Annotated in this window: 18 protein-coding genes; 4 read left to right on the top strand and 14 right to left on the bottom strand. The window is 47.7% G+C overall.

The features are described 5' to 3' along the window. Window positions 1-24: 24 nt before the first annotated feature. Complete coding sequence (gene gyrB, locus P2W83_RS06895) at window positions 25-2,004, bottom strand: DNA topoisomerase (ATP-hydrolyzing) subunit B (protein ID WP_276132974.1); 1,980 nt, start codon at window positions 2,002-2,004, stop codon at window positions 25-27. A gap of 250 nt (window positions 2,005-2,254) precedes the next feature. Then, the gene (locus tag P2W83_RS06890) at window positions 2,255-2,620 is read right to left on the bottom strand and encodes a diacylglycerol kinase family protein (RefSeq protein WP_276132973.1); all 366 of its coding nucleotides are present in this window, start codon (window positions 2,618-2,620) and stop codon (window positions 2,255-2,257) included. Window positions 2,621-2,695: 75 nt separating this feature from the next. Here P2W83_RS06890 and P2W83_RS06885 point away from each other — a divergent pair, with 75 nt between their 5' ends. Beyond that, entirely contained in the window at window positions 2,696-3,556 is an 861-nt protein-coding gene (locus P2W83_RS06885) for a helix-turn-helix domain-containing protein (protein WP_276132972.1), read from the top strand. Between the two features lies 1 nt (window position 3,557). On the opposite strand, the gene P2W83_RS06880 is transcribed toward P2W83_RS06885, so the two are convergent. After that, window positions 3,558-5,057, bottom strand: coding sequence for a lipopolysaccharide biosynthesis protein (locus P2W83_RS06880; protein WP_276132971.1), 1,500 nt, complete (start codon window positions 5,055-5,057; stop codon window positions 3,558-3,560). A gap of 80 nt (window positions 5,058-5,137) precedes the next feature. After that, entirely contained in the window at window positions 5,138-6,187 is a 1,050-nt protein-coding gene (locus P2W83_RS06875) for a 2-oxoacid:ferredoxin oxidoreductase subunit beta (protein ID WP_276132970.1), read from the bottom strand. Between the two features lie 78 nt (window positions 6,188-6,265). Here P2W83_RS06875 and murI point away from each other — a divergent pair, with 78 nt between their 5' ends. Next, window positions 6,266-7,093, top strand: coding sequence for a glutamate racemase (murI, locus tag P2W83_RS06870; protein WP_276132969.1), 828 nt, complete (start codon window positions 6,266-6,268; stop codon window positions 7,091-7,093). A gap of 52 nt (window positions 7,094-7,145) precedes the next feature. Here the strand turns inward: murI and P2W83_RS06865 are convergent, their stop codons facing one another. Then, window positions 7,146-8,807, bottom strand: coding sequence for a CTP synthase (locus P2W83_RS06865; RefSeq protein ID WP_276132968.1), 1,662 nt, complete (start codon window positions 8,805-8,807; stop codon window positions 7,146-7,148). A gap of 166 nt (window positions 8,808-8,973) precedes the next feature. Here P2W83_RS06865 and P2W83_RS06860 point away from each other — a divergent pair, with 166 nt between their 5' ends. Beyond that, entirely contained in the window at window positions 8,974-10,953 is a 1,980-nt protein-coding gene (locus P2W83_RS06860) for an alpha-ketoacid dehydrogenase subunit alpha/beta (protein ID WP_276132967.1), read from the top strand. 35 nt (window positions 10,954-10,988) lie between these two features. Continuing rightward, window positions 10,989-11,816, top strand: a complete 828-nt coding sequence (locus P2W83_RS06855) for a hypothetical protein (protein WP_276132966.1) — start codon at window positions 10,989-10,991, stop codon at window positions 11,814-11,816. 55 nt (window positions 11,817-11,871) lie between these two features. Here P2W83_RS06855 and P2W83_RS06850 read toward each other — a convergent pair whose 3' ends face one another. The 9 genes from P2W83_RS06850 to P2W83_RS06810 form a co-directional block, all read right to left on the bottom strand. Further along, on the bottom strand, window positions 11,872-12,285 hold the full coding sequence (locus P2W83_RS06850) for a RidA family protein (protein ID WP_276132965.1): 414 nt from the start codon (window positions 12,283-12,285) through the stop codon (window positions 11,872-11,874). A gap of 29 nt (window positions 12,286-12,314) precedes the next feature. Further along, the gene (locus tag P2W83_RS06845; RefSeq protein ID WP_276132964.1) at window positions 12,315-13,772 is read right to left on the bottom strand and encodes an aldehyde dehydrogenase; all 1,458 of its coding nucleotides are present in this window, start codon (window positions 13,770-13,772) and stop codon (window positions 12,315-12,317) included. Window positions 13,773-14,019: 247 nt separating this feature from the next. Beyond that, window positions 14,020-15,096 carry a PAS domain-containing protein gene (locus P2W83_RS06840; RefSeq protein WP_276132963.1) on the bottom strand — a complete coding sequence of 359 codons (1,077 nt, stop codon included), beginning with the start codon at window positions 15,094-15,096 and terminating at the stop codon, window positions 14,020-14,022. 123 nt (window positions 15,097-15,219) lie between these two features. Next, window positions 15,220-17,334 (bottom strand): ferrous iron transport protein B, encoded by a 2,115-nt coding sequence (gene feoB, locus P2W83_RS06835; protein WP_276132962.1) that lies wholly within the window; start codon window positions 17,332-17,334, stop codon window positions 15,220-15,222. Between the two features lie 90 nt (window positions 17,335-17,424). After that, entirely contained in the window at window positions 17,425-19,347 is a 1,923-nt protein-coding gene (locus tag P2W83_RS06830) for a T9SS type B sorting domain-containing protein (protein ID WP_276132961.1), read from the bottom strand. Between the two features lie 493 nt (window positions 19,348-19,840). Then, window positions 19,841-20,386, bottom strand: coding sequence for a Riean_0653 family protein (locus P2W83_RS06825; protein ID WP_276132960.1), 546 nt, complete (start codon window positions 20,384-20,386; stop codon window positions 19,841-19,843). Window positions 20,387-20,508: 122 nt separating this feature from the next. Continuing rightward, complete coding sequence (locus tag P2W83_RS06820; RefSeq protein WP_276132959.1) at window positions 20,509-22,071, bottom strand: T9SS type A sorting domain-containing protein; 1,563 nt, start codon at window positions 22,069-22,071, stop codon at window positions 20,509-20,511. Window positions 22,072-22,215: 144 nt separating this feature from the next. Next, entirely contained in the window at window positions 22,216-22,644 is a 429-nt protein-coding gene (locus P2W83_RS06815; protein ID WP_276132958.1) for a DUF4265 domain-containing protein, read from the bottom strand. Window positions 22,645-22,679: 35 nt separating this feature from the next. Next, window positions 22,680-23,243: a hypothetical protein gene (locus tag P2W83_RS06810; RefSeq protein ID WP_276132957.1), complete on the bottom strand. Its 564-nt coding sequence runs from the start codon at window positions 23,241-23,243 to the stop codon at window positions 22,680-22,682. Window positions 23,244-23,248 lie beyond the last annotated feature (5 nt).

Below are 23,248 nucleotides of genomic sequence, written 5' to 3'. Positions count from 1 at the left end.
TATTTGAGCTAATTAATCTTTCAATTACACATCGATCTTCGCATACTTAGCATGCGATTCGATGAACTCGCGGCGAGGTGCAACCTCGTCGCCCATCAGCATAGAGAATACGCGGTCTGCTTCAGCAGCGCTCTCAATAGTAACCTGTTTCAGGATACGTGTTGCAGGGTTCATGGTTGTTTCCCACAGCTGATCTGCGTTCATCTCACCAAGACCTTTGTAACGTTGAATATTCACGCTGTCTTCTTTACCATTCGCCATACGGTCAACAGCCGCTTTACGCTGCTCTTCGCCCCAGCAATATTCTGCTTCTTTACCTTTCTTCACCAAATACAGAGGTGGTTGCGCCAGGTAAACATAACCCTGCTCTACCAGCTCTTTCATATAGCGGAAGAAGAAGGTCAGGATCAGCGTGGCAATGTGTGAACCATCCACGTCGGCATCGGTCATGATGATGATCTTGTGGTAACGAAGCTTGGTAATGTTCAGTGCTTTTGCATCCTCAGGCGTACCAACGCTAACACCCAGGGCAGTGAACATGTTCTTGATCTCTTCATTCTCGTATATCTTATACTCTTGCGCTTTTTCTACGTTCAGGATCTTACCACGAAGCGGCAGGATGGCCTGGTAGCTACGGTCGCGGCCTTGTTTAGCAGTACCACCGGCCGAATCACCTTCCACGAGGTATAATTCGCAACGTTCAGGATCGCGATCCGAGCAGTCAGCAAGTTTACCAGGCATACCACCACCTGTCAGTACACTTTTACGTTGCACCATTTCGCGGGCTTTACGTGCTGCTGCACGCGCCTGTGCCGCAAGGATCACTTTGTCGATGATCAGCTTGGCTTCTTTCGGATGCTCTTCGAGGAAAGCGTCCAGCACACGGCTAACGCAAACGTCTACCACACCCATCACCTCGTTATTACCCAGCTTGGTTTTTGTCTGACCTTCGAACTGCGGCTCCGGAACTTTTACCGAAATGATAGCACTCAAACCTTCGCGGAAGTCATCACCCGTGATCTCCACTTTGGCTTTTTCGAACAGTTTGTTCTTATCGCCATAAGCTTTGAACACACGTGTGATAGAACGGCGGAAACCCGCAACGTGCGTACCACCTTCGATGGTGTTGATGTTATTTACATAAGAGAAGATGTGCTCGTTGTACGAAGTGTTGTACGACAGGGCTACATCTACCGCTACGTTAGACTCTTTATCATGTGCTTCAACAAAGATAGGCGTACCCAACAGTGGATCACGCTTACCATTACGGTCCAGCATTTGCACGAATTCGATGATACCACCTTCGCTGTAGAATTCTTCTGTCAGTGTTTTTACTTCTTCCCCTTCTACCTGCTCACGCTCATCGGTCAGGGTGATGCGAATACCTTTGTTCAGGTAAGACAGTTCGCGCAGGCGGGCTGCCAGTATCTCGCGGTTGTATACCGTGTCTTTGAAAATGGTATTGTCGGGCTTGAAATGTTGCAGGGTACCACGCTTATCGCTCGTGCCTATTTCACGTACAGCATACAGCGGTACACCACAGCTGTATTCCTGTTCAAATATCTTTCCTTCGCGGAAAACCGTAGTGTGCATGTGGCTGCTGAGTGCGTTTACGCAACTCACACCCACACCGTGCAGACCACCTGATACTTTATAGCTGTCTTTATCGAACTTACCACCGGCGTGCAGCACGGTCATTACAACCTCAAGGGCAGAACGGCCCTCTTTGGGGTGCATGCCTGTGGGGATACCGCGACCATCATCCTGTACGCTGATCGTATTATCGGTATGAATAGTAACGGTGATATTTTTACAATGGCCAGCAAGTGCTTCATCTATCGAGTTATCCACTACTTCGTATACCAGGTGGTGTAAGCCTTTGACACCGATATCACCGATATACATCGCAGGGCGTTTACGCACCGCTTCAAGACCTTCTAATACCTGGATACTACCAGCATCATAACTGGGGGGAGCTTGTAAAACCTCGTTTTCTGTACTCATAAATGCTTTTAGAGAAACCTTTTTTATGGATGCCGGGAGGTGATGAAATTTTCCAATTATTCAGGGTAAAAATCACCCGGCTTTATAACCCTACAAAGATAACAAAAAACGACCCTTTGACCAAGAAAAATGACATGTTTTAACCTATCGCAAAACCCTTGAAAACAGGGCATTTCAACAGGTTTCGATTAAATATCCACATCAGCTTGATAGCATAGTGGATATCTATTGCTTTCGCAACGTTTTAACACTATTTTATCGTTAAAATCGAATTGATATAGGGAAGGAAAATAATCGCGCCTATAACAGCAGAGATAATAGCTGCCAGTAGCACTGCACCTGCAGCAATGTCTTTGATCACCTTGATAGCGGGATTATACTCTGAGGTTATAAGGTTGCAGACCTTTTCGATGGCTGAATTGACCATTTCGAGGCATATAACCAGCGCAATGCAGCCTAATACAAGCACCCATTCCATGGCAGTGATCCTGAAAAGGAAGCCCGCGGTAACCACCAATAGAGCGATAATGCCCTGCGCACGGCCATTCTGCTCGGTTGAAAAGAACGAGCGGATACCTGCAACGGCATACCTGACATTATCAAAAAAATTAGGCATGGCTATAGAGAAACAACATAATCTTAAGACGGTACAAAATACCGATTTGCGCTCAATTACGTAATTTCGCCTGTCTTGAAAATTGTTGCGGACATAGTACAAGTTCATACCGACGCGCCTATAGAACGTGTCCTCGGCCAGCCGGCCCGCGTATTAGCGCGTGAGCAGGTGTCGATGAATAGTTTTGTACATGCCGAATGGATCGAGGTGAATTTTGCGGATGCTACATGGCCGGAAGAACATGCCCGCCTGAACCTATTCCCCATTGGAGATGGCCAGTTTTGCGTGCAGCTGCTGTATTTGCAGTACGCCGATGAGCCGGGCAACGCGAATATTTGCTGGATAGAGTTCAGGCCCGAGTTTTTCGACCAGTATCCGTTGTCGATGCTAAGCGCTGAAGAGCCTTTCAGGTTTGACGAAGTAAGGGAGCAGCAATTCAGCATTTGTTCGCAAACAACTAAACTGCTTACTGAGATCAGGGAAGTACAGTCACCATCGGCACTGCGCAAAGCCCTGCAGCAAACAGAGATTGCCCTGCAAATGCTGCGCCGCGCGCTGGATTGCATTGCAATGCCATTCACGGTTTGCCCGGTACCCGCCTGTCGTTTCCTCGCTTTCGACAGCGAACGTGAAAAGGTACTGGAGGCACGTAAGCTGATAGAGCAGAACGTCGAGCAATCGTTTACGATTAAAGATCTATCCCGCAGGGTGGCAATGAATGAGTGCTACCTGAAAAAGGGATTTAAGGCGCTTGTAGGTAAGACCATCCATGAATTCCAGCAAGACCTGCGCATAGCGAAAGCCAAAGACATGCTGCAACAACCGGGCTTCTCCGTATCTGACGTGGCTAACTCACTTGGCTATAGCAGCATATCACATTTCAGCACTGCCTTCAAAAAAGCCACAGGTCTCAAGCCTTGTGAGTTGTTACGCTAAACTATTTGATGAATTTACCGATGACAGGGAAACGTTGCAGTTCCCCGCGTTCCTGCGTGTAGATGAAAAAGAAATAACCCAGGAATAATGCAGTGCCGGTTGACAAGCGAATTGCCAGGTTTGTGGTGACACTGTTGATGCCATACTGGATAAAGAATAGCAATAGCATAACACCAAGATAGGCGGCTAGTTTACCAACATTGTACGGTATCGGATAGTATTTCTGTCCCCACGAATAAGAGAGAACAACCATCACTGTGTTGGTCAGCAGCATACCCCAGGCACAAGCATGATATCCCCAGCTTGGTATCAGCGCCAGGTTGAAGACTACTGTCACAACCGCACCAATGATCATGATGTAAGTTCCAAAGCGGGTCTTATCAGTCAACTTATACCACACAGTCAGATTGGTGTAAATGCCGAACATGATGTATGACAACAGCAACACCGGAACGAGCCCGATAGCAACGCGATATTCTTCACTCAGAAAATGCTTCCAGATATCGATGTACAAGGTCACGTTGAGGAACATCAGCGCCATGATGATGACGAACCATTTCATAACTCGTGCGTATGTGCCGGTCGCATTTTTCTCTTGCGATATGGAAAAGAAGAAAGGCTCGGCAGCAAGGCGGAAAGCCTGTATTGCTAGGTTAATAAGGATAGAAAGGCGAAGAGCTGCCGTAAAAAAACCGAGCAACCTCAGTGATTCTTGAGATGAAGCCGGATAGAGTTTCTGAAACATCACGCGGTTGAGCGAATCGTTGAAGGTACCCGCAAAGCCTGCTATGAGTATTGGCAATGAATATGGCAATACTTTTCTGATTATCGCTTTATCAATGTAAGGGCGATAGTCTAACAGCTCTTTAGCTAACAATACCAGCGTTACAATGGCCTGCAGCAGGTTGGCAAACAGAATGAAACCGATACCCCAATGCCTGTTATACCAATCAGCAAAAATGCCTCCGCTTTTTGCAATGTTGTCACCGAAGCTGTACAGGAAAACGATTGTGAAAACAAAAACGACAATACCTATTGCCTTTGTAGCCGCATATTTCCGTGGACGGTTCTCTTTGCGCAGGCGGGCGTATGGCAACGCAGAAAGCGCATCAAGACCGATGATGGCCGCACACCACCAAACATATTCTGTGCGATCTCCCAGCTCAGCAAATTCTGCAGCAGGCACGCGGAAGATCCAAAGCAATGCAGAGAAGAACAATGTGCTCACCAACATAGAGGTAAGCTGTGTTCTGTATAGCTTGAGCTTATCTTCTGTTGTGCTGAAGCGGAAATAGGCGGTCTCCATACCATAGGTATAGAGAATATTCATAACAGGGAAAATGGAGTAGAGAAAACCCTGCTGACCAAATACGACCTGTCCTTTAGGACCAGTCAGTACGTGCGTTAGGTAAGGGGTGAGCAGGTAGGTAAGCAGCCGTACAGCAATGTTGCTGACTCCATACCATACCGTTTGTCCGGCTAGCTTTTTTAGTGAGGCCAATTAATCTGCAATTTTTTCAGGCAGAGGTAAATGTAAAAGGTAAAAGGCAAAAAGTATCGTTCTACTTTTTGCCTTTTAGGTTATTCTATTATCCAGGTTTCTTTCCCTTCCAGCAGCTTGTCAAGGTTGCCATTGCCTTTTGTAGCGATGGCCTCTTCGAGCTGGAGTCGCATCTGGTCTTCGTATGTCGGGCGCTCGGCGGCGTAGAACACACCAAACGGACGCGGGTAGTGACCTTCCACTTCCGGGTTGTCGAACATGCGGGTCAATATCTGCGCTTTGAAGAAATCTTTTTCGTCGTGCTTCCAGAGGTCGTCGGCGCTGTGGCCGTCGTTCAGGCTTACCAATGTTGGTTTGTAGCCATCCAGTTTTACGCCCTTGTCTTTATTGGCGCCGTACAGCAGCGGCTGGCCTTGCTCCAGGAACAGGGCTTCTTCTGCTTTAGAACCTTTTTCAGTAAATATCTCGAATGCACCATCGTTGAAGATGTTACAGTTCTGGTAGATCTCCAGCAGCGATGCTCCATGGTGGCCATTGGAGCGAAGCAGCATTGCCTGCAGGTGCTTAGGATCGCGATCCATACTGCGGGCGATGAACGTTGCATCTGCACCCAGCGCCAGCGCCAGCGGGTTAAACGGATGATCCAGGCTGCCCATCGGGGTAGACTTGGTCACTTTGTTCGGTTCCGAAGTTGGCGAGTACTGACCTTTGGTCAAACCATATATCTGGTTGTTGAACAGCAGGATGTTTATATCGAAGTTCCTGCGCAGCAGGTGAATGGTATGATTACCGCCAATGCTCAGGCTGTCTCCGTCACCAGTCACCACCCAAACGCTTAGTTCAGGGCGGGTGGCTTTCAGGCCCGATGCGATAGCCGTAGCACGGCCATGGATCGAGTGCATGCCATAGGTGTTCATGTAGTACGGGAAGCGCGAGCTACACCCGATACCGGAAATGATCACCACATTCTCGCGCGGGATACCCGTTTGAGGCAGAATGGTCTGAACCTGTTTTAATATCGAATAGTCGCCGCAGCCGGGGCACCAGCGTACTTCCTGGTCTGTAGCGAAATCTTTAGCTGTAAGAGGCGCCGAGCCCGAAGCGGCCAGCGGCGTTGCAACATCACTCATATTCTGAAAATCAACGCAAAGTTACGCCTAAATGCCCTTAGTATAAACGTTTTAACATTTCCAGTTAACTTCGCTTTAATGCAGGCGACACATCCGATTGGCGTTTTTGATTCAGGTTATGGCGGACTGACCGTTTTTAAGTCGATAGCTGATAAGCTTCCGCAATATGATTATATCTACCTGGGAGATAATGGCCGGGCGCCATATGGCAACCGCTCATTCGAAACGGTGCATGAGTATACGCTGGAATGTGTGGAGTGGTTCTTTAAAATGGGTTGTCCGCTGGTGGTTTTAGCCTGCAATACGGCATCGGCCAAGGCCCTCCGCACCATACAGCAGCAAGACCTGCCTCATATGGAAGATCCTTCAAAAAGGGTGTTGGGCGTTATCCGGCCAACCGCCGAAGTTATAGGCAACTACACCAAAACCCGCCACGTAGGTGTTCTGGGGACCAAGGGCACCATCAACTCAGGCTCCTATGAAATAGAGATTAGCAACCAGTTTCCCGATATTGAAGTGCACCAGCAGGCCTGCCCAATATGGGTGCCGCTGATAGAGAATGGCGAGCATAATAGCGAAGGCGCTGACTTCTTTATCAAAAAATACCTGGACGAATTGATTACAAAAGCGCCGCAGATAGACACAGTATTGCTGGCCTGTACGCATTATCCCATCATCATCGACAAGATCAAAAGCCACCTCCCTGAAAATATTAAAGTGGTAGCCCAGGGCGATATAGTAGCAGATAGCCTGGAGCATTATTTACAGCGCCATTCCGAAATGGAAAGCCGCTTAACAAAAAATAGCACCATGCAGTTTTTTACAACTGATGATGCTAATGATTTTAATGCACATGCCAGTGCGTTCTTTGGCCGACCGGTGCAGTCTAACCACTTGGCTATATAGAAAAAAGGCTCAACATTCTGTTGAGCCTTTTTTCTATTGAAGATTATCTTAACTATCCTTCAGCTACACCGCTTTTCTCAAACTTGTGGTGTGCTCCGTGTCCGTTGCGGTTTTCCTGTGCTTCTTTGGCAGCTTTTACAAAGGCTACGAACAATGGATGCGGATTTTCTACCGTGCTCTTGTACTCAGGGTGGAACTGAACGCCCATGTAGAACGGATGTTCCGGCAGTTCAACGATCTCTACGAGGCCTGTTTTAGGGTTTTTACCAACCGGTATCATACCTGCTTTCTCAAATGCGTCCATGTACGCATTGTTGAACTCATAACGGTGACGGTGACGCTCTGAGATGTTGGTTGAGCCATAGATATCAGCCGCTTTAGAACCGCTACGCAGTTCGCATTCATATGCGCCCAAACGCATAGTACCCCCCATCTGAGTGATCTTCTTCTGCTCTTCCATCATCGCGATAACACCATCCTTAGTATCAGGATCCATTTCGGTAGAGTGCGCGTTCTTAACACCCAGTACGTTCCGGGCAAATTCAACGCAAGCCATTTGCATACCGAGGCAGATACCAAAGAAAGGTAGCTTGTTCTCGCGGGCATAGCGAATTGCATCGATCTTACCTTCGATACCACGGCTACCGAAACCAGGAGCTACCAACATAGCATCCACGTTCTGCAGTTTTTCAGCTGCATTTTCCGGTGTCAGGTGTTCAGAGTGTATATTCTTTACTTCTACTTTACATTCATTGATCGCACCCGCATGTATCAGTGCTTCCAGGATCGATTTATACGCATCCTGCAGCTCTACGTATTTACCAACAAGACCGATAGTTACTTTCGATTTAGGGTAGCGCAGCTTGTTCAAAAACTCTTTCCAGCGGCTGAGGTCTGGCTCAGTGCCCATAGGCAACTCCAGCTTTTGGAGGCATATCTGGTCCAGCTTTTCACGCATCATTTCCAGCGGTACACCATAGATCGTATCGGCATCCAGCGCTTCGATAACCGCGTCTTGTGTTACGTTACAGAACAGGGCGATCTTCCTTTTCAGCTCTTTATACAGCGGTTCTTCAGTACGGCAAACCAGAACATCCGGATTCAGGCCGTTCTCGCTCATCAGTTTCACTGAGTGCTGGGTAGGCTTGGTTTTCAGCTCTTTTGCCGCTTTCAGATAAGGGATCAGTGTGAGGTGCACCACCAAGGCATTTTCATCGCCCATTTCCCATTTCAGCTGGCGAACGGCTTCAACATAAGGCAGAGATTCAATGTCGCCTACGGTACCACCAAGCTCGGTGATGACGATATCAAACTGGTTGTTCTGGCCCAGCAGGGTCATACGACGTTTGATCTCGTCTGTGATATGCGGGATAACCTGCACGGTTTTACCCAAATAAGCGCCTTCGCGCTCTTTATTAATTACATATTGGTAAATACGACCCGTAGTTACGTTGTTGGCCTGAGACGTATGCGTATTCAGGTAACGCTCGTAGTGGCCCAGATCCAGGTCGGTCTCAGCGCCGTCTTCCGTAACATAGCATTCCCCGTGTTCGTACGGATTCAGCGTGCCCGGATCGACGTTGATGTATGGATCAAATTTCTGGATGGTGGTGCGAAAGCCGCGGGCCTGGAGCAGTTTGGCCAGTGAGGCTGCAATAATTCCTTTTCCTAACGATGAAGTAACGCCCCCGGTTACAAAAATATATTTAGTCATAACGCACCTGTTTTTGAGACCGGTATGCGCAGCTAGTTGATATTACAATAAATCTTTGGAAGTAGCTGTAGCGGTCGCACAAAGATAGGAACTAAAACTCAATCGGGAAAAACAGCAATCGTTAAACTAGACATTTAACCGCTTATTTTTGCGCCAAATCTCATTTATGCGTTTCGACCGGGGCAGACTGACCGACGACCAACTCATTCAACTATATACCGAACTCCTCCGTCCACGGATGATAGAGGAGAAAATGCTGGTACTGCTCAGGCAGGGCCGCATCAGCAAATGGTTCAGCGGTATAGGCCAGGAGGCTATTTCCGTAGGTGCTACCATGGCGCTGGACAGCGACGAGTACGTAATGCCCCTGCACCGCAACCTGGGGGTATTTACAGCCCGCAAAATGCCGTTCGAAAAGCTGTTCATGCAATGGCAGGGCCGCAAAGAAGGCTTTAGCAAAGGCCGCGAGCGTTCCTTCCACTTTGGGGCCAATGAATACCACATCTGCGGTATGATATCGCATCTGGGTCCGCAACTCGCTATTGCTGATGGTGTGGCGCTGGCGCATAAACTCCGGAAGGAAAACAAGGTTTCCGTTGCCTTTAGCGGCGATGGTGGTACCAGCGAGGGCGATTTCCATGAAGCGCTAAACGTGGCAGCTGTTTGGGGCCTGCCGGTTATTTTCATCATCGAGAATAATGGCTATGGCCTAAGTACCCCAATAAACGAGCAGTTTGTGTGCAAGCAACTGGCAGACCGCGCAGCTGGTTACGGTATGAAGGGGATTACCATTGACGGTAATAACATACTGGAAGTATATAAAACAATCAGCGAAGCCCGCGAATACTGTATCAAGAAACAAAAGCCGATACTGATTGAATGTATGACCTTCCGCATGCGTGGCCACGAAGAGGCCAGCGGTGTGAAGTACGTACCGAAAGAGCTGTTTGAAGAATGGGCTAAAAAAGACCCTGTTGCCAACTTCGAGCAGTACCTGCTAAAAGAAAAACTGGTTACGCAGGATAAACTCGGCCAGATCCGCGCATCTATTCAAAAAGAAATTGAAGATGGCTTGGCTACTGGCTTTGCCGCAGAACCGGTAAAACCGGATACAGCAGAAGAAGTAGCAGATGTTTATGCACCTTTGAAAACAACCGCTGTTGCGCCTGCTTCTTCAACGCGCTTAGAAAAGAAATTTATACAAGCCATCAGCGACGGCCTGCGTCAATGCATGGAGCGCCACCCGAACCTGGTGCTCATGGGACAGGATATAGCTGAATACGGCGGCGCCTTTAAAGTAACAGAGGGTTTTGTGCAACAGTTCGGTAAAGAACGCGTGCGTAATACACCGCTCTGCGAAAGCGCTATAGTTGGTTCTGCACTGGGCTTATCTATCAAAGGCTTCAAGTCGATGATGGAAATGCAGTTCGCAGACTTTGTGACCGTGGGTTTCAACCAGATCATTAATAACCTGGCCAAGATACACTACCGCTGGGGACAGAATGCTGATGTTGTGGTACGTATGCCAACCGGCGGTGGCGTAGGTGCAGGTCCTTTCCACTCGCAAAGCAACGAGGCATGGTTCGTACATACTCCGGGACTGAAGGTGGTTTATCCATCTACTCCGGAAGATGCGAAGGGCCTGTTGATCGCTTCTATTGAAGATCCAAACCCGGTAATGTTCTTCGAGCACAAAGCACTCTATCGCAGCATTAGCGGCATGGTTCCTGATGATTATTATACTATCGAGATAGGTAAAGCGAGACAAGTGCAGGAAGGTGAGGATGTCAGCATCATCACTTACGGAGCGGGAGTACACTGGGCTACCGAATATGCAGCAAAGAACCCGGATGTCTCATTCGATATAGTTGATCTTCGTACACTGCTGCCGCTGGACTATGATGCTATCCGTGCATCTGTACAACGTACCGGAAAGGTATTGTTGCTGCACGAAGACACACTGGTAGGTGGCATTGGCGGTGAGCTAGCTGCATGGATCAGCGAAAATTGTTTTGAATTATTAGATGCTCCGGTAGTTCGTTGCGCAAGCCTTGATACGCCAGTGCCGTTTGCTATAGAGCTCGAACAAAACTTCCTGGCAAAGAACAGGCTGCATGAAAGCGTGCAGAAGCTGCTGACTTATTAGGGTCGTTTATTATTTTTATGCCGAATCTTAACCATATGCGTACTCTTTTCTTGTTGATGCTGGCTGCTTCAGCCGGGTTTGTATCATGTTCTGAAAGCAAAACCACGAGTGGCGGCAGCGGCGCCATCGTGCTAGGCGATTCGTCGATGATGGTGACGGAAACAGATTCTCAATACCTTGGAGATAGGGTGATGGATATGAGACCTGCAAAAGCTGCGGAGCCGACAGAAGAAGCAGAAGTCGTTAAAACCGATACTGCCCAAAAGCCTGCAACAGTTGAGGAGCCGGTTGAATCGAAAACTGCGCGTGTTGAAGAAAAACCAGCGGAAGCGCCAACTGGCAAGGGTTTGAAGATCGACATGAAGGACGTGACGTTATTCATACCCGGCGTCGAGGCTAAAGGCTCAGGCACATCATACTCGCTGCGCAACGGTTCACTAAATGGAAAGGAGATCCGCGTTTCAGGTGGTAAAGTCGATAAGATCTCACAACGCTACCAGACAGTAGTAGTAGCTAAGAACAACCTGGGTACACTGGTGCTGGATAACCTGAGCACCACCACAGGCTGGGAAGCACTGCGCAGTGCAGGTAATAGCTATACAATCACAGGACTGAACGAAAACAGGCTGGCAGCGCCGAGGGTCTCTCCTTCATCTATACGTAACGCTGTATCGCGCGAAGCAAGAAGCAGCAGGGCTACCAGGAAGAATGAGCAAAAATGGTTAGCTGCTGTGAAAAACGTGCGTTCTGCCAATCAAAAGCCTCTATCGGTTGAATTGCGCAGTGTGATGTGGAAGATAGATGGCAAAGACGCCCGCGGTAAATCATTCTCAAAACAAGTAAGGGTGGATATGCCGCTGTAAGCAGCACTCCACCCTCAGGATAATTTATTAGTAAGCCCCGCCAGGGGCTTTTTTATTAGTCGATAGTTGCAATGCACTTCAGCTCTATCGCAATAGGCGTAGGCAGCGAGTTGATCTCTACCGTGGTACGGCAAGGCTGATTGTCTTTGAAGTACTCAGCATACACCTTGTTGTAAACTGCGAAATCGCGTTTCATATTTACCAGGAAAACGGTTACGTCTACCAGCTTATCCCAGCTGCTACCGCTTTCTTCCAGCACGATGCGCACATTGTCGAATACGTTGCGGCACTGCTTTTCGAAATCAAACTCCAGGAAGTTGCCATTCTTATCCAGCTTCAGGCCTGGGATATCGTCGCTTACTGTGCGTGGGCCAATGCCTGAAAGGAACAACAGGTTGCCTACACGGCGTGCGTGAGGATACAAGCCTACTGGCTTGGGTGCTTTATCGGTTGAAATACGTTCGCTCATATCTTGGAGTAAAGTGTAAAAGTAAAAAGTTATAACTCGATGCAGACGTTCTTGGGTTCTGTAAAGAAGCGCATAGCTTCCCAGCCACCTTCACGACCTACACCTGAATTTTTAAATCCACCGAATGGCGTGCGCAGGTCGCGCAGCAGCCAGCAGTTCACCCAGATGATGCCGCTGTGCACTTTTGCAGCTACGCGATTAGCACGGCTCACATCCTGTGTCCATATGGTTGCTGATAAGCCATAATCGCTTGTGTTGGCCATTGCCATAGCTTCGTCTTCCGTTTTGAAAGACTGCAGCGTAACCACAGGGCCAAAGATCTCTTCCATGTTTGTGCGACATGTAGGACCAAGACCTTCAACGATAGTCGGCTCAATAAAGTACCCTTTTTCGGTTCGGCCACTGCCTTTAACCGCATTACCACCCAGCAGTATCTTACCACCTTCTTGTTTTGCAAGATCAATGCAAGCCATCACTTTGTCGAAATGCATTTTGCTTACCACAGCTCCTTGCCTTGTATTCTCATCAAGTGGGTCGCCCACGGTGAGTTTCCTGGCGCGCTCTATAAATTCAGCTTTGAATTTTTCGTAGATGCTTTCTTCCACCAGCACACGGCTACCGCACAAACAAATTTGTCCCTGGTTAGCAAAAGATGACTGCAGGGTGGTGCGCATCATCTTATCCCAATCGCAATCGGCGAAAATGATATTCGGGTTTTTACCGCCCAGTTCCAGCGACAGCTTTTTGAACATTGGCGCTGCAGTTGCAGCAATGTCCTTACCGGCACGTGTGCTTCCCGTAAACGATACGGCTTTGATCTCGGGATGCGCCACTATTGCCGCACCGCAATCAGGACCAGTGCCGTGAATAATATTCAGAACACCTGCCGGCAGCCCAGCTTCGCGACAGATAACACTTAACAGGTATCCTGTCATTGGAGTCACCTCGCTAGGCTTGGCAACTACGCAGTTACCAGCTGCAAGTGCAGGAGCTAACTTCCAGGTGAATAAATACAATGGGAGATTCCATGGCGAGATACACCCAACCACACCTATTGGCTGACGAAGCGTATAGTTGATCGCCTTGTCTTCCATGCTGTGACTTTCGGTAGAAACATGCATCAGGCCCGTAGCAAAAAAGCGGAAGTTGCTCGAAGCACGAGGTATGTCTACCTTTTTGCTTAACCAAAGTGGCTTACCGTTGTCATTGGTTTCAGCAAGTGCTAAAGCATCGAGGTTCTGATCAATAAGTTCCGCTATACGGTTGAGTATCTTAAAACGCTCTTCCTGCGGGGTAGTGCTCCATGTAGGAAAGGCAGCTTTCGCTGCACCAACAGCTTCTTCTACATCTTTCGCATCGCTATCGGGTGTTTGGCTGTAAACCAAGCCCGTAGCGGGATTGATGTTATCTATATATTTTCCGTTAATAGGAGCCTGCAGATCGCCGGCGATATAATTGGCAATACGTTCGGGTGCCTGGAGATTCATGGTGCGAAGTTAAGTTTTTACCTCCGTATGTGGCCCGATAGAGGCCATACCGTGTTTTCACCCATTTTTCGAAAAACCGTGAAAACACTGTACCAGAGGAAAAACCGTAGGTCTATCATTGCATTGTTGATAACAAAAACTTGAAGGAGGATAGTATGCTACATTATGTAAAAATGCAATGCAAGAAATTGGTCCTTTCTATTCTTCAGCACATCTTTTACTACACAGTAAAAGAGGAGAAACAATTCTAAGCAGCTTCGATCTCTGAAGCTAATTTTTCCTGTTGCCTCATCAGTTCTACATTCCAGCTTTTATGGACAATATCGGTAACGATCGTGTCCAGGTTCTCGCTGGCTACTTTGATGCCTTCGATGATCAGCACGTTATCGGGGTCTGATACGTCATTTTGGTTGAACATAGACGCCAATCCCATGATGGTAGCGAGCGGCCCACGAACATTATGTGAGTGGATGGACGCGATCTCCAGTAAAACATTGTTTTGCTGCTCGATACGGCTAAGGCTCTGATGACGTTCCGTAACATCCTGCATCGTACCGATCAGCATCACGATATCACCATTGCTGTTGTAACGCATCTCGCCGTTCACCCGCAGGTATTTGATAGCATCTCCAACAATTATCCGGTAAGAGAATTCTTCAAAATGCCTGTTGGCTATAATACGGCCAACGATAGCTTTAACCTTGTCCCTGTCTTCCGGATGAACCGTTTCAAGGATCGCGGCAAATGAGAATTCGCTTCCTTTCGGTACACCGTAAATACTGCAGCCTTCGTCAGAGAGGACAACATTGTCCCTTTCTATATCCCATTGGCCATAACCCAGCTTTGCTATCTTTTCCGCTTCTGAAAGCAGTTTATTTTTCTGCTCCAGTTCTTTTTCTGCTTTAATACGAAGGTCAATTTCCGCCTGCAGTTCGGATGCTGTCTTTAAAGAAAATGCTTTCGGCAAAACTTTTATGAGTGCAAAAACGGTTACCCAGCTAATTATAGCGGTCATGAATTTGACCAGTGTACTTACGCGATAGATCGGGTTCCAGAAAATGACGGCATCTATCAATTGAATAAATCCACAAGCCAGGATAAATGCAGCAAACAGAACATAAAGATTGTTGAAGGCCACAGCATTCTTGCGGGCGGTAATAAAACGGATAATGATAAATGGAATAGCAAAGTAGGCAGACCAGATAAGCAGATCGCTAACTATATGCAGCCACCCATGAAAATCAGACCAATTACCGTCCTGCCAGCGCGGTATGAAATCGCCGGAGTCAAGCAGTTTTTTAAAGAAATCAGATACTTGTTGCATTGGTCAGGTGTTCTCTCTCCCCGGCCCGAAGGAACAAATGTCTATTAAAAACAGCTTATGGCGGCAGAGTTTGACGCCTTTAACAAGAGGATTGAATATCGTTAACGAGCCAATTAAAAATCATTAACGAAGCGTTTGGTAGATGATGAAGGCGCTGATATAAGCCAAGGCAAACATATAAGCAAACTGTATAAGCGGGTACACCCAGCTGCGTGTTTCGCGGCGAACGATGACCATTGTGCTCATACACTGCATGGCAAAAACATAAAACACTAATAATGAAAGACCTGCGGCCAGTGTATATACAGGTTCCCCATTTGGCCAACGGGCGTTACGCATCTTTTCACGCAGAGTGGCATCGTCGTCTTCGCTGCCTACGCTATATAAAGTAGCCATGGTACCTACAAACACTTCGCGGGCCGCAAAGGAGGTAATGAGGGCGATGCCGATCTTCCAGTCGTAACCGAGGGGACGAATAACCGGTTCTATGGCGTGACCCATGATGCCGGCAAAAGAGTTTTCCAGTTTGGCGGTCTGGTGGCCGCGGTCTATCTGTTCTGCCTGTGAAGGATTCTGTTGCTTTAATACCGCGTATTGTTGCTCCACCTTTTCCATACGCTTCGGTGGACCAAAGGTTGCCAGCACCCACAGCAGCATAGAGATCGCCAGGATCACTTTGCCCGCATCCATCACAAAGATCTTGGCCTTTTCTATCATGGTGATGCCCACATTCTTCCAGCGTGGTGCGCGGTAAACAGGCAGCTCCATCAGGAAGAAGGTCTTGTCTTTTACCTTAACGATGAAGTTCATCACGCGGGCAACGATCAGCGCCATAACGAATCCAAGTAAATACAGCCCCATCAGCACAAGGCCTTGCAGGTTGAATATCCCAAAGCTTTTATCGGGTATCACCAGGCCAATAAGAATAGTATAAACGGGTAGTCGCGCAGAGCAACTCATAAGTGGCGTCACCATGATGGTGATGAGACGCTCTTTTCGGTTTTGAATGGTACGGGTAGCCATGATGGCAGGAACTGCACAGGCCATGCCGCTGATCAGCGGCATCACAGAACGGCCATTCAATCCCACGCTACGCATCAATCTATCGGTGAGGAAGCTGATACGGGCCATATAACCGCTGTCTTCCAGAATGGTGATGAAGCCAAACAGGATCATGATCTGCGGTATGAATACAGCAATACCGCTGATACCTGCCAGAATACCATTTATCAGCAGATCCCGGAAAAGGTTATCGGGCAATACTCCAGAAAGCCATTCGCTCACAAATGCAAAGCCAGATTCTACCCATGTCATTGGGTATTCGGCCAGCCAGAAAATACTTTGGAACAATAGGAACAGAACGGTTAGTAATATCAGGTTGCCCCACAAAGGATGCAGCAAGGTCTTGTCTATTCGTTCGCTAACGATGGTACGTTTCAGCGGACTCTCCTCTACCACACACTGGTTCATAATGCCGGCTATCTTCTGGTAGCGCTGCATCACTTCTTCGGCCTGCACTTTGGCTTTGTGGAAATTCACTTCATGCAGCAAGGCACCTATGCGGATACGTTGTGCAGCATTCAGATGCCCCAATTCCAAATAGTTGCAAGCAACGTGCAGGGCACTGTAATTGCCTTCAACCAATGCTATCTCCTTCACTTCCTCCAGCCATTCGCCGGTCAGGGCTTTTACGTCAATAAAGTCGCCGGGGGTTCTTACCTGTCCCGATTGCTTTACTGCGGCCATGGCACGTTTGAGTTCAGAGATACCTTTGTTCTTTCGCGGATTGATCGCCACAACAGGCACGCCCATCAGCCTTTCCAGACCGGTGGTATCTATGGTAATACCTTTCCTGCGGGCGATATCATTCATCGTGAGTGCAATGATCACCGGTATCTTTAGGTCCATGATCTGCGAGCAGAACAGCAGGTTGCGCTTCAGGTTGGAGGCGTCGGCTATTACTACTATAAGATCTGGCCTGTCAGGGTTGTTCCGGTCTATCAGCACCTCGTAGGTAACCTGCTCGTCTGCACTTTTGGGGTACAGGCTGTAGGTGCCCGGAAGGTCGATGATATTGACGCTCAGCGAATCGGTGATACGGGATACCCCCGTCTTTTTGTCGACGGTGACACCCGGGAAGTTGCCTACCTTCTGGTTGAGGCCGGTAAGCACGTTGAACAGTGAGCTCTTCCCGCTGTTGGGGTTACCAACCAATGCTATCGTATACGGACGCTGCATGAATGAGAGCGCAAAGTTACCAATAGATAGGCGCCCCAACCATGAAAATGCCCGATATCAGCATAAATTTTCCTGAAAATGAAAGAAATATTACCGCAGCAGGGTCACATTGCCTTTTAATATCTGTGGTTTGCCCGAAGCCAGGGAGTGGTATTGTATGAGATAAATAAAAGTTCCCTGGTCGCAGGGTATATTTTTATAATACCCGTTCCATCCTTTAGTTACATCCTGGGTGGTAAATACCATTTGACCCCAGCGGTTGAAGATCTTCATATCAAAATCCTGGATCGGGCAGGTAACAATAGCCTTGAACAATCGGGTGCTATAATCGCCGTGGGGCATGAATGCATTGGGAACTACGATGCAGGTGTCGCAGGCAGAAAATTCAACAAAGGTCGTGTCAAAATAAGTACCACACTCATTGATAGTAGCCAAACGATATTCCCCGTCGTATTGAGGCACGATACAGCAGGCCATTTCGCCGGTGCTCCATTTATAGGTTACGTCAGGGTAATAAGTGCCTATCGAATCAGGGAAGCGCGCGCACATCTCGGCTACTTCGGGTAGCGATTTATGCGGTGTATACCTTACCGTAATGTTCATGGGTACCTTTTCGCTCTCGCAATAGTCAATAGTACTCGTGACATAAAAGGTGAAGGTTGTTGGCTGCGAGGTGGTGATCTCTGGCTGGTACGGGAAACCAAATAAACCGCTGATGTAGGTATACCAATTTATATTCGGGCCATTTACATTTAACGTGGGTGATGGACTGAATTGGCAAACTGTAGTGTCTGATACGACAGGGGGGGCAGTTGGCGGCTGTATGAATACTTTGATCGTATCGTGCTGCAGGCCACATTCGTTTTGGGCCGATACATAATACACACCCGATTTGCTTACTGTAATACTATCGCCTGTTTGACCTGTGCTCCAGGCATGACTGGTAAACCCGGGGTTTGTCCTTATCACGAACGGCTGGTCTATACAGTTGCCGGTATCCCTACCGAGGTATAGGGTTTTGGCAGGATCGTATTTAACATGAAACGTATCTACGTACACCTGGCAGTTGTGTTGCGCCCTTACCCAGTAAGTACCGGGCTTCGTTGCTGTCAGCGTCTGGCCTGTACTGCCATTGTTCCAATAAACCCCTTCATCATCCGGAGCGGTTAGGACCATATTGACACTGTCTTTTTTACAGCTCAGCGAATCGAAGCTACGTTTGATGGTATCTCCGGGAGTGATGGCCACCACACTGAAATCATCGAAGTAGAGGTAAGAGCGGTACCTGAAAGCCGGGTTTGGAGTCGACGGAAAAAGCAGCTGGTAATTAGGTGCGGCCGACTGGTTGAAGCAACCAACAGTGAGCCATTGCTCGCCACCGGCGGCGGTATAAACCGACTGCACTTTGGTCCAGCCGGCAGAGTCTGTATAAAAATTGCCCGGGGTAGCTGCTACGTGCGATGCCAGCGGCATTACCGAACCCGAAAGCGTAGAAGGCCTGGTGGACGAAAGATTGAGGCCCACAGCATCGAGGGCTACAAAGTTGAACTGGTTAAGGGCCGCTATACTTGATATGGCATTGCTGACATAAAAAGTGACGCAGTAGCGCTGGCCCGCCGTCAGCGGCTGCTGCAGTTTGCACTGCAGGTATTCGCGTTGGTCATTGGTCCAGCCGGAACCCAGTTTTTCGGCCTGCCACATGATGAGGCCTGCATACCCACCGCCGCTGCGCGGTTTCTGGTAGCCGAAGTCCGATTCCGGTGTGTGGACGCCGCTGTTGGGCGGAGCGCAGGAATGGAAGGCATCGGGTGTAAGTGAGGCGACTGGCGATATCCAACCGGGAACGAACTGGAAAGTAGTGTAGCTGGGATCATAGAGGATGCAACCGGAACCGTTGGGGCAGGTGTTCACATTATCGAAACCGGGATTGGGTACCAGGTTTTGACTGCTAGCTGTAAAGGGTAATAAGAACACTACCAGCAGTGCTGATAATGAAGCCAGGCAATTCCGCATTGTAGTTAACCGGTTAGGTCTTTAATAGACAGAACTAAGTTACAATATGTTGGGAAGCAAGGGTAATGCGTAACATTCAGAGTGTTTCGGTGTTGTAAAATGTCGGTTGCGTAAAATTTTGTTATGAGCTGATATTGAGCGGATTAAACCGTGTCGATGCTACCTTTTGTAACCTTTTTTATAAATCTTTTAATCTGGTAGCCGCCGGTGTTTTTTTGCCTCAGATCAAATTCAGCCAATTAATCATGTTATAGTATTGACAGGCGTTCTCGCGAAAAATTTTGTTGCATTTTGTTGTCATGTTTGATAGTTTTTTCGGTTTGGGTTTTAGGACTGCGGCAGATGCATCAAAGAAATTCGGTGAGGTCCGTCTTGGTGTCCACCATTTTTGCAGATATTTATCTATAGCAAATATACGACAAATTAATGAAAAGGACTAATGTGCTTTGCGCCATTAAAAGGAGCACGTCTCATAGTACAAGATTGGGAGTGTCTATTGAGGTCGTGATATATCAAAAAAACCTTCTGTTATTTCAATTTTTTCACCTTGATCATTATATGCAGCAAATTCAAACGTACCTGCTGCAACAGTTTTATCATACCGTGTAAATTTAATGAACCCACTACTTCCTTTAGTTTTATATATTTTTGAGTAGCTCCCCGCTTCAACTGAATATTCTGCTCGGTTTTTGTCAGTTTCAGTAACTGAAAAAGGATATTGTGTGTTCAATTGCACTGCTGTATCATATAATAGCAACCAAATATTATCCTTATATTCCGCTATCCCGCCCGCCGTTACTTGCAAAAAGTATTCATTGCGATCTGGATAAAGACCAAACAGTACCCCGTCTGCGTTTAAATATGTTGGCACTCCTTTATAAATATGCACCTCACTATTCACTCTGCACGCGACAGTGTTTGCACCTGTTTCAGTGCTTGTTGGCATTTGTGGTTCCGTAGGATTTGCTGGCTTTTCGGTTGGTTTTTTACAGCCCACGGCAAATACTACTAGCGCGGCGATAAGTAACACTCCTCTCATATCGATCAATTTAAACTTACATAAATATAATCCATTATATTAATGCATACCGCTAAAACACCCTTTTTAGCATCGCGGCAATAAATTGTGACCAACTCAGCTTTGTTGTCCTTCGGGCTCGGCTACTGCGTAAGCACGATCTTCTGCACCTTATTCACTGATCTGCTGCGCAGGTTGAAATAATAAATGCCGGGAGGTACGCCGTATCTACGGGCATCAAATTCGAGGGTGTATTTGCCGGCTGCCAGCAATTCATTGTCTTTGAGAACGGCTACTTTTTTACCGAAGACATCTGTTACTACCAGCGAGACCGGCGCTGGTACACGTAGCTTAAACGCTATATAGGTTGTGTTCTGAAACGGATTGGGGTATACACTTCCGTTATCGGAATAGATATCGGGAACGTCCACCTCGGGAAACAATAAAGAAGTATCCACTTTTGCCGTCCATACACTGAGTGTAGGCAGGTCCATCCTTGCCCATATTGGCCTGATGATGTTGTTGTGGGCTGTGATGTGTGTGTAGTCGCCAAAGAAGAGGTTGGTAAATGGTTCGAACGGCGTCTGGCTTATCTTATGGTCGACAAAGGTTTGGCCGCCGTCTCTTGATACTGCCAGGTAAACATCGGTGTTATTAGTACCTGTATGGTTCCTGCGGTCGTAAAACAGCACATAGATATACCCGGTTGCCTGGTCGATGGTCATGGAGGACATGAATTGGTGACTGATCCCTGCATCCGTATTCACTTTTGTTTTAGGCTGCCAGGTGTTGCCGCCATCGGTAGAGCGTACCAACCAAACATCTGTATTATTAGGCCCGTTGGTCTGGTCGCTCCAGCTGATGTAGATATTGCCGTTGTAAGCGCCGCCACTCAGGTCGCAGGCTATAAAAGGCAACCCATTACAGCGGATCAAGCCCGGTACGTCGTAATCCCAGCCTGAACCGCCAATGGCTGATACAAACTTATCGTTGGCCATCCATGTCTGCCCCTGGTCCAGCGACTTGTCGAACAGGAGGCCCAGCGGCCCCACCCAGGCCACGTATACTTCACCATTAGGACCAATACACGGCACAGCGCCTTCTACTGTATTCGATTCATCCTTACAATCGCCGGCAACAGTATTCAGTCGCGCAGGCGTAGTCCAGGTCTGTCCCTGGTCGGTCGACTTTGTAAACCGGATGATAGAGCTATCAGCAGTATTGCTGCTACCATAGGCATCAAACTGGGTCCAGCCAACATAGATGGTATTTGTTTTCCGGTCTACTATCGCCCATTCTTTATCCTGCACTTTAGTACCGTTCACGCCAAAGTAGGTTCCGCTGCTCCAGGTGCCTGTAGGGTTATCTAGGCGCTGGCACACAATCCTGTCAATCTCCGATGGCTGCATGAAACCTTTGAGGTGGAAAAAATAAAACTTCTGCGCAGTGTCTACCATGATCATGGGGTCGCCACCCACGCCATAGGTAGAGGTGAGGTAATTGACCGACCAGGTATTGCCGGTATCGGTTGATACGTAGACTTTGGCAATGTTGGCACCTGCCACCAGTACTGCAGGATTTTTGGGATCTATCGCGATAGAAGGCTCTTCCGGAAAATCGACATTGTCGATCTGTATGTTGGTGTGTTGGGCGAAGCCGGTTAGCGACGCCGATAAAAGGCAAACCAGTAGGGTATATCTGAGCATGCGGGCGGTTTTAAGGATAAAGACAGTGTAGTTACTATAAAAGTAAACGTGTTTGGACCTGATTGCCCCTATGCTGGAAGATTTGACGTAGGCGTTACATTGTGTCAGGTGGAAACACCTGACACCACTAAGAAATTTTTCTTCTCAATAATCATGCGCTAAACACGCTTCTTCAAATTCCCACCGATTGTTTTGCTCTCCGTCCATCAGAAATTCTCTTATCGGCGCATATTGAATAGATTTGGGAACGTTGACGGAAACTATCAATCTCTCCAAAAAAGCTTCTGTTGAACAGCCGTGACTTTCTAATTCTCTTCTGACTTCTTCAATTTCTTCGCTATCGGGGAAACGCAGTCTGATCGTACTATTCCCTGAAAACTCAATAAAATCTTCAAAATAAAATGCTTTTTCATCCTGATCGTATTCGGCTATAATAATATCACCCAGCGCTATGTTTTTAGCGATGAAGGGAATATTATCAACCACGTAATGTTCTCCTTTCTCCTCGCACCACAATGACTCAATTTCAAATTGATCGTTGCCCACTTCCTGAACAAAAAGAATTTTTTGCATGCTAACAAGCTTTAAACAATTCGACCCCTCCCAAGTTAAATAAACGAAAACCTCGCGTCCTTCTGAAAAACATACTTTGAATAGACACCTCTATACACGTTCACTGTATCGCCTTCGTTCATCGAATTATACACGTCAGTATCTACTTCGTGGTGCAAATAGTTGGGATCGTTCAAGCTGAAGAAACACTGACCAGTATGTTCGAAATAGCGCTTTTTGACGATGGTATAACTCACCACTTCTTTCTCGCCTAAACGAAGGTCTTTTTTAAACGGTAGCACGCGTCTGAAGAAGATCCTCGCACAGCTTCCTAAAATAACCACCTGCATCAAACCTGCTATTAAAAAGCCCGTTTGTTCTTTCGTTAATACAACGCCGGCGATCTCATAATCGTACGCTTTATACTCCGATCCTGTTCTATGAGATCTATGTGAGCTGCTCGACTTACCAAAACCCATGATGCTGCCATACAAGCCCATCATCATCAGAAACAGGGCTACGCCCCCAAAATTTCTCATCCTTGTCCCGTAAATAGTTTGCAGGTGGTAACGCTCTTCTTCGGTCAACGGCACGGTAGGCAGGCTGGTCTTGGGTTTCATGGGTT

Origin of the sequence: Polluticoccus soli (assembly GCF_029269745.1) — a bacterium.
GTDB classification, from domain to species: domain Bacteria; phylum Bacteroidota; class Bacteroidia; order Chitinophagales; family Chitinophagaceae; genus Polluticoccus; species Polluticoccus soli.
The sequence above is the reverse complement of the archived record's forward strand: the minus strand, read 5'-3'. Positions and strand labels throughout refer to the sequence as shown.